10 protein-coding genes are annotated in these 14,842 nt (G+C 68.4%); 6 read left to right on the top strand and 4 right to left on the bottom strand.

The genetic code is table 11. The features are described from left to right. Positions 1 to 2: 2 nt before the first annotated feature. Positions 3 to 1,598 carry an FAD-dependent oxidoreductase gene (locus ACGFI6_RS20895; protein ID WP_393120824.1) on the bottom strand — a complete coding sequence of 532 codons (1,596 nt, stop codon included), beginning with the start codon at positions 1,596 to 1,598 and terminating at the stop codon, positions 3 to 5. Then, on the bottom strand, positions 1,599 to 2,633 hold the full coding sequence (locus ACGFI6_RS20890) for a LacI family DNA-binding transcriptional regulator (RefSeq protein ID WP_393120822.1): 1,035 nt from the start codon (positions 2,631 to 2,633) through the stop codon (positions 1,599 to 1,601). It abuts the gene before it with no gap. Positions 2,634 to 2,927: 294 nt separating this feature from the next. Here ACGFI6_RS20890 and ACGFI6_RS20885 point away from each other — a divergent pair, with 294 nt between their 5' ends. Further along, on the top strand, positions 2,928 to 5,147 hold the full coding sequence (locus ACGFI6_RS20885; protein WP_393120820.1) for a hypothetical protein: 2,220 nt from the start codon (positions 2,928 to 2,930) through the stop codon (positions 5,145 to 5,147). Positions 5,148 to 5,158: 11 nt separating this feature from the next. Continuing rightward, positions 5,159 to 7,021 (top strand): hypothetical protein, encoded by a 1,863-nt coding sequence (locus ACGFI6_RS20880; RefSeq protein ID WP_393120818.1) that lies wholly within the window; start codon positions 5,159 to 5,161, stop codon positions 7,019 to 7,021. A 167-nt stretch (positions 7,022 to 7,188) separates the two neighbouring features. On the opposite strand, the gene ACGFI6_RS20875 is transcribed toward ACGFI6_RS20880, so the two are convergent. Continuing rightward, positions 7,189 to 8,868, bottom strand: a complete 1,680-nt coding sequence (locus ACGFI6_RS20875) for a hypothetical protein (protein WP_393120816.1) — start codon at positions 8,866 to 8,868, stop codon at positions 7,189 to 7,191. A gap of 182 nt (positions 8,869 to 9,050) precedes the next feature. Here ACGFI6_RS20875 and ACGFI6_RS20870 point away from each other — a divergent pair, with 182 nt between their 5' ends. The 4 genes from ACGFI6_RS20870 to ACGFI6_RS20855 are packed head-to-tail and all read left to right on the top strand — an operon-like array spanning position 9,051 to position 13,314. Further along, the gene (locus ACGFI6_RS20870) at positions 9,051 to 9,983 is read left to right on the top strand and encodes a carbohydrate ABC transporter permease (RefSeq protein ID WP_393120814.1); all 933 of its coding nucleotides are present in this window, start codon (positions 9,051 to 9,053) and stop codon (positions 9,981 to 9,983) included. Beyond that, the gene (locus tag ACGFI6_RS20865; RefSeq protein ID WP_393120812.1) at positions 9,973 to 10,857 is read left to right on the top strand and encodes a carbohydrate ABC transporter permease; all 885 of its coding nucleotides are present in this window, start codon (positions 9,973 to 9,975) and stop codon (positions 10,855 to 10,857) included. Before ACGFI6_RS20870 ends, ACGFI6_RS20865 begins: the two co-directional genes overlap by 11 nt. A gap of 35 nt (positions 10,858 to 10,892) precedes the next feature. Next, positions 10,893 to 12,197, top strand: coding sequence for an ABC transporter substrate-binding protein (locus ACGFI6_RS20860; RefSeq protein ID WP_393120810.1), 1,305 nt, complete (start codon positions 10,893 to 10,895; stop codon positions 12,195 to 12,197). A 25-nt stretch (positions 12,198 to 12,222) separates the two neighbouring features. Next, the gene (locus ACGFI6_RS20855) at positions 12,223 to 13,314 is read left to right on the top strand and encodes a Gfo/Idh/MocA family protein (RefSeq protein WP_393120808.1); all 1,092 of its coding nucleotides are present in this window, start codon (positions 12,223 to 12,225) and stop codon (positions 13,312 to 13,314) included. A gap of 97 nt (positions 13,315 to 13,411) precedes the next feature. Here the strand turns inward: ACGFI6_RS20855 and ACGFI6_RS20850 are convergent, their stop codons facing one another. Beyond that, positions 13,412 to 14,809: a sensor histidine kinase gene (locus tag ACGFI6_RS20850; RefSeq protein WP_393120806.1), complete on the bottom strand. Its 1,398-nt coding sequence runs from the start codon at positions 14,807 to 14,809 to the stop codon at positions 13,412 to 13,414. Positions 14,810 to 14,842 lie beyond the last annotated feature (33 nt).

Raw genomic sequence — 14,842 nt, 5'->3', positions numbered from 1 at the left:
CATCAGTAGCCGGCGACGGCCGGCCAGGCGAGCTCGATGCCCTGAGCAACCAGGTGCTCCTGGAACTCGGCGAGCAGGGCAGGGGTGGCGTGGACCGCGTGCGGACCGACACCGCGATCGAGGCAGAAGGAGGCGAGCAGGCCCGCGGCCTCGCCGATGTTCCACTCGACCGGGTGCAGCCGGTAGCAGCCGTTGGTGATGTGCGTGGTGCCGAGGTTCTTGCTCGCGGGCAGCAGGTTCTCGACCCGTTGCGGGAGCAGTGCCCCGAGCGGGATCCGGAACGGGCTGCTCGCCACGTCGATGTAGTTGTCTCCGCCGGTCGACGGGTGCAGGTCGATCCGGTACATGCCGATGCCGACGCTGTCGTCGTACTCGACCGCTCCGCGCTCGCCGCGAACCGCGACCGACAGGTCCTGCTCGACGATCGTGTACGCCGCCTTGATCCGCCGCGACTCCCGGATGTACGGCGCCTGGGCCAGACCGTCCGCGGATCCGACCAGGTCGCCGCGTAGCCGCAGCCCGGAGAAGCCGGCCCCGCCGTCGGGCCGCGGCGCCTCGGTCTGCAGCCAGTAGAAGACCGCCTGCGAGAGCTCCTTGGCCGCGGCGAGATGCTTCGCGGCGTCCGGTACGTCGATGACCGGGCCCTCGAAGTAGTCGATCATCGGCCAGTTCACCAGGCAGATGTCGCTCTCGTACGCGCCCGGGACGAAGTGCCGGCGGGCCGCGATCCGGCGGAACGTCCACAAGTTCGTGTCGCCGCCGGTCCGGCGCTGGTCCGCGACCACCGCGAGCGGATCGTCGTCCGGGTTCGGGGTGAACGACCGGCGCGACGTCTCCAGGGTCCGGGGGTTCGGTGCCGTCCAGGACAGCAGCCGGTCGCCCCAGAACTCCGGCTGGTAGTTCCGCCAGAAGGCGTAGTTGGCCGGCTTGTCGCCAACCTGGTCGCCGTCCACGTGGTCGACCGCGAAGCAGTACGAGACCGCCTGCATGTTCAGCGGTTGCGCCTCGGCCGGAGCGCTCGGCTCACCGGTCTCGCTCTGCGCCTCGAACCCGGTGACGTACTCCGTGCCGGTCAACGGCAGCAGCTCACCGGTCTCGGTCGCGTCCAGGATGTACGGCGCCGTGAGTGTCAACTGCTCTTCGGTGTCGCGGTGTTGCACGGTCACCGCGGTGACGCGGTCGCCGTCGGTCTCCGCGGACACCGGCCGGTACGGCTGCAGTACAAGCAATCGGCGGCTGGCACGGTACGGGGCGAGCATCTCCTCCAGTACGGCAACCGCGACGCGCGGCTCGTGACAGAGCTTGGATACGTATCCAGCACCGGGGTTGAGGTGTGGGTCCGCCCGGGACGCGACGGTCAGCGGGTAGTGCCGGCGGTAGTAGTTGCGGATCCCGTCGCGCAGCGCGCGGTACGACGCGGTGACGCCGAACTGCTCGACCCAGGAGTGCTCGTCCGGCGGGACCGCCTGGCTGCTCAGCTGACCGCCTAGCCAGTCGAACTCCTCGGTCAGGATCACCGACCGGCCGGTCCGGAGCGCGGCCAGTGCCGCAGCGACTCCACCGAGCCCACCGCCGACCACAAGAACATCTGTCTGCATCTAAAGGGCACCTTTGCTGGGGCGGGTCAGGGTGATTCCGTCGGTCAGGTCGCAGGGCAGCAGGAGCTGGCGCTCGGTGGCCGTCCCGCTGAGGATCGCTTCGAGCAGCTCGACCGCGCGCAGCCCCATTGCCCGGCGCGGAACGTGAAAGCCGGAGAAGTCGAGGTCGCTGGCCACCGGCCGGGTCGAATCACCGAGCGCGATCACCGAGAGGTCCTTCGGTACGTCGACACCGCGCTCGGCCGCTGCCGCGTACAGCGCGATGGCGTCCGCGCGCTCCTCGACGAACGCCGCGGTGATCTTGCGGTCCAGCAGGTCGTCGAGCACCTCGCTGGGCGGACGATCGAGCGTCGGTACGTGGGGTGCGCGCGGGCCGGCCGCCTCCCGGAAACCGTGCATGCGGTCGGCCGACGACTCCGCGCCGCTGCCGAGGCCCGCGAACGCGATCCGCCGGTGTCCGAGCGCTTGTGCCTGCTCGACCACGGTCCGAGTGGCGGTGGCGTAGTCGGCGCCGACGTACGGGACCGCGCCGCCGGCGTCGTCGCGGCGGCCGACCGAGACGAACGGGTACTCCTCGGTGATCAACCGGCTCAGCTCCGCGCTGGGGATCTCACGACCGAGCAGCAGGCAGCCGTCCGCGATCCGCAGCCGGTTGTTCTCGTGGAAGATCCGCCGATGGCCCTGCGTCACCGGGGCGCTGGTGAACAGCAACAGGTCCCAGCCGAGTTGCTCGGCGCAGTCCTCGATACCGGCCAGGAACGGGTGGTAGAAGTCGCCGCTCGCGCTCGGGAACACGGATTCGTAGGTGAACACGCCGAGGATCTGGTTGCGCTGCTGGGTCATCCGGCGGGCCAGCGGATCCGCCTGGTACCCGGTCTCGCGGATCACCTTCAGGACCCGGTCGCGGGTCTCGGCCGGGATCCGCGCGGTGGCGTCGCTGCGGTTGTTCAGCACCAGGGACACCGTCGTCTGACTGACCTTGGCCAGCCGCGCGATGTCGCGTTGGGTGAGTCGGGTGGTCGCCTTGTCCGGCATCGATCGATCCTTCTTGATAATACGGATTGCCGGGAACCGTAGAACAGCCCGCCGATCGCCGTCAAGAGGCCGGATCTGCTGATAATTCGAATTATCACTGTCCGAGGCCTTGACCAGGCTTGGTTGCGCACAGAAAACTCGCCGCTGTTCGGGTAGCAGTCCTACCGGCCGCAGCGATCAGGATCGCCGTCCGGAGCGGGTCGTCCGCTCCGCAGTCCCGCCCGTTCGCAGTCCCGCCCGTTCCGTAGTCCGACCCGTTCCGTAGTCCCGCCCGTTCGCAGTGAGGAGAGCTTGATGCTGAGTCGCCGTCGGTTCGCCGGCCTGACCGCCGCCGCGGTCACCGCCGGGGTCGTCCGCACCACCCAGCCGGCCGCAGCAACCACCGGGCCTGCCGGGACTGCCGGGTCGGCCGGGTACGCCGCGCCTGCTGGGTCGGCTTGGTCCGCTGGGTCCGCTGGGTCGGCCGGGTTTGGCGAGTCGGTCGGGTTCGGGTCGGCATACGACGCTTGTCCACCGGACCCGGGTGCAGTCGTGCTCGGAAGCGTCGCGCCCGGTGCGGATGCGACCAGCGCTCTGCAGGCGGCGGTCGACGAGGCCTCGCGGCGTGGGATCGCCAACCGGCTCGGTGACATCCTCGGCGGGGTCCGTGACTTCCCGCTCGGCGACGGCGGCGGCGTGGTCCTGGTGCCGCCGGGCACCTACCGGTTGTCGGCGCCGGTCGACGTGCACGACTCGGTACGGATCATCGGGTTCGGCCGGCAGCGGCCGCGGTTCGTGCTCGCACCGAACAGTCCGGGGTACGCCGGTACGGTGCCGCGCGACGTGTTCTCGTTCCGGCGCCGTCCGATCGGCGGCCCGGTCACGTACGCGAACAACGACACGTTCGGCTCCGGCCTGATCAACGTCGACGTCGAGATCGGCGCCGGCAATCCGCAAGCGATCGCGGTCCGGTTCGGTGGCGCGCAGTTGTGCATTCTGCAGGACCTGGACCTCGAGGTGGGCGACGGGTTCGCGGGGATCGACCACAACGCGAACCTGATCCAACGGGTGCGCGTCCGCGGCGGGGCGGTCGGCTTCAACGCGTACGCCGCCTCGGCGGGCTGGCCGACCACGCTGCTGGATTGTCGTTTCAGCGGGCAGCGGGAGGTCGCGATCCGGGCGAACAACGACGCCAAGCTGGTGCTCGTCCGGACGGTGCTTGCCGGCGTCCCGCGCGGCGCCGAGTGCGTGGCCGGGCAGTTCCTGCATCTCTACCTGCAGAACTGCGTCCTCGATAATGTTGCCGAGGGCATCGTCATGAACGACAGCGATCAGTTGCCCGGGGCCACTGATGCACGGATCCGGAACAGCAACCAGCTGAACCTGGTGAACAGCGTTGTCCGCCGCACTCCGACAATCCTGACGCTGGCGCAGAGCGGGCAGCGTACGGCGGCTCGCGACGGTGGGATCGACCTGAGCTACGGGCTCCGGATCACCGACGCGTTGACCACACGCGAGGCGCGGACCGATGGTGTGGTGATGTCGGCGGGGCGTGCGGATCCCGGTGTGCTGAAGAGCGACGTGCCGGACCTGCCGCCGGTATCCACGTGGGTGAGCATCCACGACGTCGCGGCGCGGATGGGGCGGACGGTCGGGTCGGGCACCGCCGACGACCTGCCGGTCTTCCAGGCCGCGGTCGATCGGCACGAGACCGTCTTCGTGCCGATCGGCGAATATCTGCTCGCCGGAACGCTGCGATTGCGGAGAGGGTCGAACCTGATCGGCCTGCATCCGCGCCAGACCTGGCTGCGCACTCCCGACGGGACGCCGTACTTCGGTGATCCGGATCGGCCGCGGGCGCTCGTCGAGACCGCACCCGGCGGGCGGAACATCATCCACGGTCTCGGGCTCGACACCGCCCGGAACACCCCGGGTGCCGTGAACGTGAGCTGGCGATCCGGGCGCGGGTCGTACCTGGCCGACATCGCGACACAGTTCGTGAAGTGGCATCCGGACGACGTACCGAGCGGCGATCCCGGCTACAGCTACAAGGGCAAGCACAAGTACGGCGTCTGGGTGCGCGGCGGGGGCGGCGTGCTGTCGAACATCTGGAGTTCGAACGGCTGGGCCGACAACGGGTTGCTCGTCGAGCACTCGGCCGTGCCGACGTCGGCGTACGAGCTGTCGATCGAACATCACCAGTACCGGGAAGTCGTTCTCCGGCACGTTTCCGGCTGGAGTTTCTTCGGCCTGCAGACGGAGGACCACATCTACGGCTGGCAGTCGCAGGCGCTCGAGCTCGAGCAGTGCGAGCGGCTGCGGTTCGGAAACTCCGTTTTCTTCCGCGTCGCCACCGTGCTCGGGCCTGCGCCGTACGGGGTCGGTCTGCGGAACTGTCGCGACATCGTTTTCCGTGGCAATCGCGGCTACCGCGACAAGACGCCCGAATTCACGCAGTGGGGCGCAGCAGTCGCCGACGTCCGCACCGGCCGCAGCGTGCCCGAGCCCGAGTTCTCCGTTCTCACCGTCCGATGAGGAGATCCACCATGTCCGTCAAACGTCGTACCGTCCTGCTTGGCGCCGCCGGGATGGGCGTCGCCTCCACGATGCTGCCAGGAGCCCGCTCTGTGACTGCTCATGCTGCCGGTCTTCCGCTGCTGCCCAACCTGCCGGCCGGCGCGCCCGACCGGCGGTTGTTCGCTCCGGTGGAGCAGCGGTTCGCCGGGTATCTGAGGATCCTTGCGCCGATGAGCAACGACATCGTCGACACAGATCCGTACGGCTTCATGGGCGGCGGGTGGTGGCGGACGCCCGCGCAGCCCTACAACTCGCGCGTTCAGGAACACGTTTTCACGCTCAGTTGGTTCTACTCGAACCAGCGCACCTGGAACCCATACTTCCGGGAAAACGCTTTACTCGGACGCCTCGACGCCGCGCTGCAGCACTACATCGGACTGCAGAACCCGGACGGCTCCTGGCCGGAGTACCACGCCGGCGAGCAGGGCAAGGCGTCCAGTGGCTTCGGGATCGGCTACCTGGCCAAGACGCTGGCGAACCTTCGCCAGGCCAACGCACTCCCGAACCGGCGAGCCCAGCTGGAAGTTGCCCTGCGCAAGGGAGTCGACTGGTACCTGGATCCGGGCAACTCCGTCGTGTGGGACGACCCGTTCAAGTACACGAACCAGGCGACCGCGGGCGTGGCCGGATCGGCGCTCACCCTGAAGCTGCTGCCTGACCACGACCGGTCGCTGAAGCTGCAGGACCGGATCCGCTTCATCGCCAAGTGGGCGCAGAGCCCGGCCGGGTTCTTCTACGACCCGCGCGGGATGGACATCAACTACAACTTCGAGGTCATGCTCCCGGAGATGGCCGAGCTCTACCTGCTGACGCGGAACCCGCAGCTCGCCACGATGACGCGCAAGTTCGCCGACTGGTTCGGCTACAACCTGCTCCGGGAACCGGACGGTTGCGGCTGGCTGACGTACTACGCCGTCTCCGACCGGACCGCGGAGGCCTTCTACGACGACATCACCCCGGACCCGGACCGTACGATCCTCGGCTCGCACTTCATCCCGGTCGCACCGGACCTCGGAGCGTTCTTCACCTCCCGCGAAGACCAGACCGCGAGCCGGAAGGCGTGGGCCGCGGACCCGGCGCCGGTGCCCGCCCTCGCCAAGCAGGACACGTCCCCGCGGATCATCGCGCACGCGCCGTACGGCGAGACGATGCCGAGCCGCGCCGCCAAACAGGCCGCGATCGCGCGCATCCCGTACCTGCGCAGCGACCACTTCACCGAGCGGCGGCACGACGACTACGGCAACCAGGACTATCTCTACGTCCGGCGTCCCGGGCTGTATCTCGGCGCGTTCTTCGGCGACCGGCAGGGGAGTGGCGTGAAGGCCGGCACCGGATTCCTGTGGCATCCGGTCGCGGGCACCGTCATCCACGCGCAGCAGACCGCAACGGGTTCCTGGGGTACGGTCCGCGACGGCAAGTCCGACGCCGAGACGAACCTGGTCGCCGAGTACCCATCGAAGGACCTGGTCCGCTACCGCACCCCCGACGGCTCGATCGCGACCGAACTGCTTGTCGGATCGCACTCCGTCAGCCGTCGCGTCACCGCGATCGGCGCGGCCACCGAGCAGATCCCGCTGGTACTGCAGCCGGACGACGAGGTCGTGTTCTCGGACGGAACTGTCGTCCCCTACAACCAGACCCGGACCGCAACCGCCGACAGCATCGTCATCCGCCGCGGCAAGGCCACCATCACGATCACCTGGCAAGGCCCCCGCCCCGCAACCATCAGCACCTCGTCCCGTACGTACCTGCGCGACCAGCGCCGCCGCGTCCACGTCCTCCGCATCCCCCACAACGGCACCTTGGAGACCGTCATCCACACAGCGGGCTGATCCATCAGGCCGCCCGCAGCTAGGCGACCCGCGGTTGTCCACTCGTGTGGTGGGTTCTTCGCCGGTATGACGGTGGAGAACCCACACCACGAACGCATATCTGCTCGTGTTGAGGGTTCTCTGCTGGTCCGGCCGAACGCCACGACTCGGCGCAATGGGGAATTCGGTCAATGGGTGAGGGGGGCGCGGAGGTTCAACACCTGGGCGCCGGGGGTGTGGCCGGTCAGGTAGACGCGGAGTCCCGCGGGAGTGAGGTTGCCGCCGAGGTAGGTGTAGTGCTCGCCGGGGTCCATGGTGACCCGGGTCGGCCCGCTGCCCGGTCCGAATTCGATCCGGTCGTCGCCGACCGTGTAGCTGCCGGTGCCCGACACCAACTGGTAGTTGCCTGCAGCATCCAGTTGCTCGACGCCGCTCAGTACGCCGCCGGGCCGGAAACACAGCTCGATCGCGTACGCCGTCTCGTCGCCGTCGAAACCGAACGTGAGCTCAAAGCCGTCCGCCAGCTCGACCACCCTGATCCCCGTCCGCAACGACCTGTACTGCTTCGGACGGTCGCCGAACTCCATCGCCGCGTAGAACCGTCCGTCCGGAGTCAGCTCGTACTGACCACCCGTTCGCCGGTACGACGGCGGCAAGGGCAGGTGGTACGGGACCTGGACCTCCTGCTGGAGCTTGAACGTGCTCGGTCCGGTGCGGGCCAGCCCGGCGCTGCGGAAATGTCCCGTGCCGAAGAACTGTGGCGCCAGCCGCACCGAATCGAGGATCGCCGCGCCGTTGCGGAGCTTGAAGAACGTCGGGTTCGTGGACAGCCCCGAGGCGATCACCGGGACGTCGTGAAAGTCCGTGCCACCGAAGATCGTCGCGGTCCGGACGCCGCGCCGGATGCGGGCCGACGCCTGCGACGGGAGGTGCCGGACGAAGTCGTCCGGGGCCGGCTGCGCGGCGGGAAGGACCGCGGACAGCTCCGGCCGCTCGAGCACGTCGGCCAGGAAGTCGCTCAGGAAGTCGCCCGGCTCACCGGCGCCGCGCGCCTCGATGCTCTTGGCCACCGACGTGAATCGGCCGTCGCCGGTGTGCAGGGCCAGCTCGCGGAACTGGAGCAGGTACCACCAGACGTCGCGCACGCCCTTCTGGTCCTGGCGCCGGGAGGCCGTCGTGTCGACCTCGCCGTTCGGCTCGAGCAGGTAGAGCGTGACCTCGAGGTTCCGGCGGACGTACTCCCGCAGCTCCGGCTTGTCGCGCAGCCGGGCGATCGTCAGCAGGCTCGGGTTGGTGACCTCGGCGGCGTACGTCGAGCTGCGCTCGCTGTAGATCCCGTCCGAGTACGCGTCGACGCCCTCGGCGAGCCACTCCTCGATCCGTGCGACGTACTGCGGATCCGGAAACAGTTCGTGCACCCGAGCCAGCGCCGCGCACACCTCCCACCGATGGTTGGGCGTGTGCACGCCGCCACTGGCCAACGGCGGCCCGGCCTTCTTGATCACCGCGGCGAGCGCCGCCCGCATCGCGGTGGTCTCGGTCCGCGCGTCCGCGTCGAGCAGCGCGTACGACATGCACACGTCCTGGATCACGAACGCGGTGTCGGGCGGCGAATGCAGGTTGCCCACGTCGTACAGGCCGTCCGCGTGCTGCCGTACGACAAGCTGCTGCACCAGCCAGGCCAGTGGTTCGAGCAGAGTGGCGTCGTGCTGGTACGGCGACCTGTCCCACACGTACCCGGAAACCAGCCGGCGGGCGTTGCGGGCGACGTTCCGAGCAGTTTCGGAAACGTTCTGGTCGTTGCCGAGCAGTTTCGGAATCTGTTTCCGGCTCGCCTCGGTCAGCAGGGTCAGGAGGTCCTCGTCCACCTCGCCACTCCAGCACGGGTGGGGCGTTGCCGCAGGGCGGCGCGCGCGTCCGCATCCGGACATTCCGGACGCCTGCGAACTCTTGCATAAACCGGTTTCTCGGACTAGTTTGACCGGCCAAGGCAAGCGTTTTCCGTGCCCGCCAGGCGCCGGAGGACGGCGGGAACGGGAGAGAGGTGACCATGAGTGCGCTGGGCGAGCTGGGCAGTCTGCGGGGGAAGAAGGCGGGTGCGAAGGCAGGGGGAAAGAAGGACAACCTGGCCGGATACCTGTTCCTGGCGCCGTGGCTGGTCGGGCTGTTCCTGATCACGATCGGGCCGATGCTGGCCTCGCTGTACCTGTCGTTCACCGACTACAACCTGATCCAGGCGCCGAAGTGGATCGGCCTGGAGAACTTCATCCGGATGCTGTCCGACGAGCGGCTGCACAACTCGCTCAAGGTGACGTTCACGTACGTGTTCGTGTCGGTCCCGCTGCAACTGGCGATCGCGTTGCTGCTCGCCGTGGTGCTCGACCGCGGCGTCCGGGGGATGGCGTTTTATCGATCAATCTTCTACCTGCCGTCGCTGCTCGGCTCGAGTGTCGCGATCGCGATCCTCTGGCGGCAGGTCTTCGGCACCACCGGCCTGCTCAACCAGGTCCTGGACATCTTCGGAATCCACGGAAAAGGCTGGATTTCCGACCCGAGTACGGCGCTGGGCACGCTCGTCGTGCTGAACGTCTGGACGTTCGGTTCGCCGATGGTGATCTTCCTGGCCGGCCTGCGGCAGATCCCGACGATGTACTACGAGGCGGCGGCCGTGGACGGTGCCGGCACGCTGCGCAGGTTCTTCAGCATCACGCTGCCGCTGCTCACACCGATCGTGTTCTTCAACCTGGTGCTGCAGATCATCCACGCGTTCCAGTCGTTCACCCAGGCGTTCGTCGTCTCCGGGGGCAGCGGCGGGCCGTCGGACTCGACGATGTTCTTCACGCTGTACCTCTACGACCGTGGCTTCGGGAACTTCGACATGGGCTACGCCTCCGCGATGGCGTGGTTCCTGCTCGTGATCATCGGGGTCTTCACCGCCGCGAACTTCTTCGCCTCGAAGTACTGGGTGTTCTATGACGACTGAAACGCTGCGCACCGCGGTCGCCACCCGCCGAGCCGGAGGCCTCACCTGGGCCCGGATCCGGCCGCTGGTGGTCCACGTCGTGCTCGCCGGTTCCGCCCTGGTGATGCTCTATCCGGTGATCTGGATGGTGGTCAGCTCACTTCGGCCGGGCAACGAGATCTTCCGCGACCCCGGCATCTTGGTGAAGGACCTGCGGATCGAGAACTACCGCGTCGGCTGGAACGCGCTGACCGAGCCGTTCACCCGCTACCTGCTGAACTCGGCGCTGGTGGTGCTCGGCTCGATCGTCGGCAACCTGGTGTCCTGCTCGATGGCGGCCTACGCGTTCGCCCGGCTCGAGTTCAACGGCAAGAAGTTCTGGTTCGCGATCATGCTGCTGAGCATCATGCTGCCGATCCATGTGGTGATCGTGCCGCAGTACATCCTGTTCTCGAACCTCGGCTGGATCAACACGGTGCTGCCGCTGATCGTGCCGAAGCTGCTCGCCACCGACGCGTTCTTCGTGTTCTTGATGGTGCAGTTCATCCGCGGCATCCCGCGCGAGCTCGACGAGGCCGCCCGGATCGACGGCTGCGGGAAGGCCTCGATCTTCCTGCGGATCATCCTGCCGCTGATGGTGCCGGCACTCGCCACCACGACGATCTTCACGTTCATCTGGACCTGGAACGACTTCTTCAGCCAGTTGATCTACCTGACCGACCCGCACATGTACACCGTCCCGGTCGCGCTGCGGTCGTTCATCGACTCCACCTCCAGCTCGTCCTGGGGATCGATGTTCGCGATGTCGGTCGTCTCCCTGGTCCCGGTCTTCCTCGCCTTCCTGCTCGGCCAGCGGTTCCTGATCAAGGGCATCGCCACCACCGGCATCAAGTAAGCCGGCCTCAAGTAACTCCCTGAAAGGTGCACCCCATGAGGCACATCCCACGCGCAGTGACCGCGCTGGCGCTGGCCACGACGTTGCTCGCGGCCAGCGCCTGTGGCGGCGACTCCGGCGGTCCGGGCGGATCGTCGGACGCCGGCGGCAAGGTCACGCTCCGATTCACCTGGTGGGGATCGGACACCCGGACCAAGCTCACCCAGCAGGTGATCGACGCGTACCAGAAGGACCATCCGAACGTCACGATCAAGGGCGAGTTCGGCGAGTGGTCCGGCTACTGGGACAAGCTCGCCACCACGGTCGCGGCCAACGACGCCCCCGACGTCATCCAGATGGACGAGAAGTACCTGCGCGAGTACGCCGACCGCGGCGCGCTGCTCGACCTGAAGAAGGCCGACGGCCTGGACACCGGCAAGTTCGAGCCGGAAACGCTCGGCGCCGGCGAGTTCGACGGCGGCCTGTACGGGCTGAACGCGGGCATCAACTCGTTCGCGGTCGTCGTCAACCCGGCCCTGTTCAAGTCCGCCGGCGTTGCGATCCCGGACGACAAGACCTGGACCTGGGACGACTTCGCGAAGACTGCCGCCGAGATCACCACCAAGAGCGGCGGCAAAGTCACCGGTACCGGACCGCTCGGCACGAACGAGGCCGGCCTGAACCTGTGGGCCCGGCAGAACGGTGAGTCGCTCTGGACGAAGGACGGCAAGCTCGGCGTCTCGCCGGAGAAGACCACAGACTTCTTCAAGTATCTCCTCAAACTGCGTGACCAGAAGGCGATCCCGTCGGCCGAGGCCGTCTCGCAGGACATCAACGCGTCGCTCGACCAGTCCGCGTTCGCGACCGGCAAGCTCGCGATGAGCTTCATCTGGAGCAACCAGCTGGTCGCGTTCAGCAAGGCGACCGGCCAGCAGCTGAAGCTGCTGCGGATCCCGAGCACCGACGGCAAGTCGGCCGACAACGGCTCCTACTACAAGGGTTCGATGTTCTGGTCGATCTCGTCGCGGTCGAAGCACCAGAAGGAGGCCTCGGAGTTCGTGAACTACCTCGCGAACAGCCCGGCGGCCGGTGACGTGCTGCTGGCCGAGCGGGGTGTGCCGCCGAACACCGAGATCCGTACCGCGGTGACGCCGAAGCTGCAGCCGGCCGACGCCGCGACCGCGAAGTTCATCCAGGACATCAAGCCGGACCTGGGCGACCCGTCGCCCGCGCCGCCGGTCGGTGGCGGTCAGGTGGAGAAGATCATCCAGCGCTACACGACCGATGTACTGTTCGGACGGCAGACGCCGGACGCTGCGGCCAAGGCATTCCTGGATGAGGTCAAGGGTGGGCTCAAATAGTGTTGCTGCTGGCAACTGATTGCCGATGACGGGGGTCCGCGTGGCCGTGCTGGGAATCCACGGCCACGGCGCGTCCCATGTCCGTAACGTCGCCCGGCTGGCGGAGGCCGGCCGGGCCGAACTGGTGGCGGTCGCGGATCCGCAGGGCGCCACCGACCTGCCCGCGCGCGTCCAGGTCTTCGCGGGCCTGGACGACCTGCTGGCCGCCACCGAGGTCGACGTCGTCGTGATCTGTACGCCGATCCAGACCCACGTACCGCTGGCCACGCTGGCGATGCGCGCCGGCGCGGACGTACTGCTGGAGAAGCCGCCGACCGCGTCGCTGGCCGAGTTCGAGCAGCTGTCCGCGGTGGTCGCCGAGACCGGGCGGGCCTGCCAGGTCGGGTTCCAGGCGCAGGCGTCGGAGGCCACGCTGACGCTGGCGCGGATGATCGCCGACGGAGAGCTCGGTGAGATCCGCGGGATCAGCGCGACCGGGAAGTGGGTGCGTACGGCCCGCTACTTCCAGCGCGCCCGATGGTCCGGGAAACGGCGCCTTGACGGTGTCGACGTGGTGGACGGAGCGGTGACCAATCCGCTTGCGCATGCGGCCGCGGCGGCGCTGCTGCTGGACGGGTCGACCGGCGTGGACGACGTACGGTCGATCGAGACCGAGCTGTACCGGGCGAACCCGATCGAGTCCGACGACACGTCGTCGGTGCGGGTCACGACCAGCCGCGGTACGAAGATCCTGATCGCGGTCACGTTGTGCGCGACCGAGCATCTCGAGGCGTCGGTGATCGTGCACGGGTCGAAGCGGCGCGCGGTGCTGACGTACCAGGCGGATCTGATCGACGGCGTGAAGTACGGCCGGGCCGATCTCCTGGAGAACCTGCTCGCGCATCGGGCCGACCCGTCGGTGCCGCTGTACGTGCCGTTGGCGGCGACCGGTGGCTTCACTCGGGTCGTCGAGGCGGTGCGAACGGCGCCGGATCCCGCGGTCATCCCGCCGGAACTGGTCGACTGGGAAGGTGAGGGCCTGGATCGGCGCCCGATCCTGCGCGACGTGGAGAAGTGGATCGACCGCGCCTCCGACGACCTCGCCCTCTTCAGCGAACTCGGCGCCCCCTGGGCGTGAGGTGGCGGATCGCCAGGCCATCACAATCGGGCCGCCGTGCTTCGCGCCCGCCTGACGGTGTTCGCGGGTGGAGATTGTGATGGCCTGGCGGTCCGCATCACGCCGGTAGGGCGAGGGTGAAGGTGGTGCTGCCGGGTTGGGACGTCAGCGTCAAGGTGCCGGCGTGGGCGTGCGCGATGGACTCGGCGAGCGAGAGGCCGAGGCCGGTGCCGCCGGTGGCGCGAGTACGGGCGGTGTCGGCGCGGGTGAAGCGCTGAAACACATTCGGTAGCAGATCGGCGGGGATGCCCGGCCCGTCGTCATGGACGGTCAGTACGGCAACGTGGTCGCGGCGTGCGCCGGTGATGGTGACCGTCGTACCGGGTGGGGTGTGGCGGCGGGCGTTGGTGAGCAGGTTGGTGACGACCTGGTGCAGGCGTTGCTCGTCGCCGATCACGATGATCGGATCGGGCGGCAGGTCGAGCTCCCAGTGGTGGCTGGGGGCAACGATCTCGGCGTCGGCGACCGAGTCGCGGGCGAGCCGGGACAGGTCGACGGGACGCCGGTCGAGCGGCCGCCCCGCGTCCAGCCGGGCGAGCAGCAGCAGGTCCTCGACGAGCGACGCCATCCGGGTGGTCTCGACCATGACCTTGCCCATCGCGTGCGTGAAGAACTCGGGGTCGCGCTGGTGCATGCTCAGCTGCGCGTAACCGTGGATCGTGGTCAGCGGCGTACGGAGCTCATGGGAGGCGTCCGCGACGAACTGCCGGACCTGCTGCTCACTGCGATGCCGAACGTCGAGCGCGTTCTCCATGTGCCCGAGCAACGTGTTCAGCGCGACCGCGACCTGGCCGACCTCGGTACGTTCGTCGGTGAGCTGGTCCGGGACGCGCGCCGTCACGCCGATCTCACCGGTGTCGAGTGGCAGCGCGGCGACCTCGCGGGCAGTCTCCGCGACGCGGCGCAGTGGGCGGAGTTGCCGCCGTACGACGAAGATCGCGACGCCGCCCGCGGTCAGTACGCCGATGCCACCGAACAGCGCCTCCCAGCCGATCAGGCTGTTGACGGTGTTCTGGATGTCCTTGGTCGGCAGGCCGACGACGACGGTGATCGGTCCGGCGCTCGACGCGTGCACGCGGTACTCGCCGAGTCCGGGGAGGTCGAGCGTACGGATCTGCCCGACGGCCACCCGGTCGAGGGCGTCGATCGCCTGCTGTGACAGCTCGGTGAGCTCGCCGTCCGCGGTGATGACGCTGCCGACGGCCGTGGACGAATCCGCGTACATCGTCACGGTTCCGGCGTCCTGACCGTGCGGGGCGTCCGGCGGCGGGCCGCCGTTGTGCAGCGCGCCGATCGCGCGTCCCTGGGTGGCGGCGACCTTCCCGTCGAGCTGCCTGGTCAGGTACGAACTGATCGCGGCGGTCGTCAGTGCGCCGATCACGATGCTCACCACAGCGACCAGCACCACCATCGCCGCCGCGACCCGCACACTCAACGACCGCGCCGCAACCCTCACGGCCCCAGCATCCGCGCCGACCCCTCGGTGGAG

Source organism: Kribbella sp. NPDC048928 (assembly GCF_043197975.1).
Classification (GTDB): domain Bacteria; phylum Actinomycetota; class Actinomycetes; order Propionibacteriales; family Kribbellaceae; genus Kribbella.
The sequence above is the reverse complement of the archived record's forward strand: the minus strand, read 5'-3'. Positions and strand labels throughout refer to the sequence as shown.

Excerpts from the sequence above, each read along its gene's own strand:
- ACGFI6_RS20865 (WP_393120812.1), top strand. The coding sequence starts at position 9,973 with ATGACGACTGAAACGCTGCGCACCGCGGTCGCCACCCGCCGAGCCGGA.
- ACGFI6_RS20880 (WP_393120818.1), top strand. The coding sequence starts at position 5,159 with ATGTCCGTCAAACGTCGTACCGTCCTGCTTGGCGCCGCCGGGATGGGC.
- ACGFI6_RS20885 (WP_393120820.1), top strand. The coding sequence starts at position 2,928 with ATGCTGAGTCGCCGTCGGTTCGCCGGCCTGACCGCCGCCGCGGTCACC.
- ACGFI6_RS20890 (WP_393120822.1), bottom strand. The coding sequence starts at position 2,633 with ATGCCGGACAAGGCGACCACCCGACTCACCCAACGCGACATCGCGCGG.
- ACGFI6_RS20870 (WP_393120814.1), top strand. The coding sequence starts at position 9,051 with ATGAGTGCGCTGGGCGAGCTGGGCAGTCTGCGGGGGAAGAAGGCGGGT.
- ACGFI6_RS20895 (WP_393120824.1), bottom strand. The coding sequence starts at position 1,598 with ATGCAGACAGATGTTCTTGTGGTCGGCGGTGGGCTCGGTGGAGTCGCT.
- ACGFI6_RS20860 (WP_393120810.1), top strand. The coding sequence starts at position 10,893 with ATGAGGCACATCCCACGCGCAGTGACCGCGCTGGCGCTGGCCACGACG.
- ACGFI6_RS20855 (WP_393120808.1), top strand. The coding sequence starts at position 12,223 with ATGACGGGGGTCCGCGTGGCCGTGCTGGGAATCCACGGCCACGGCGCG.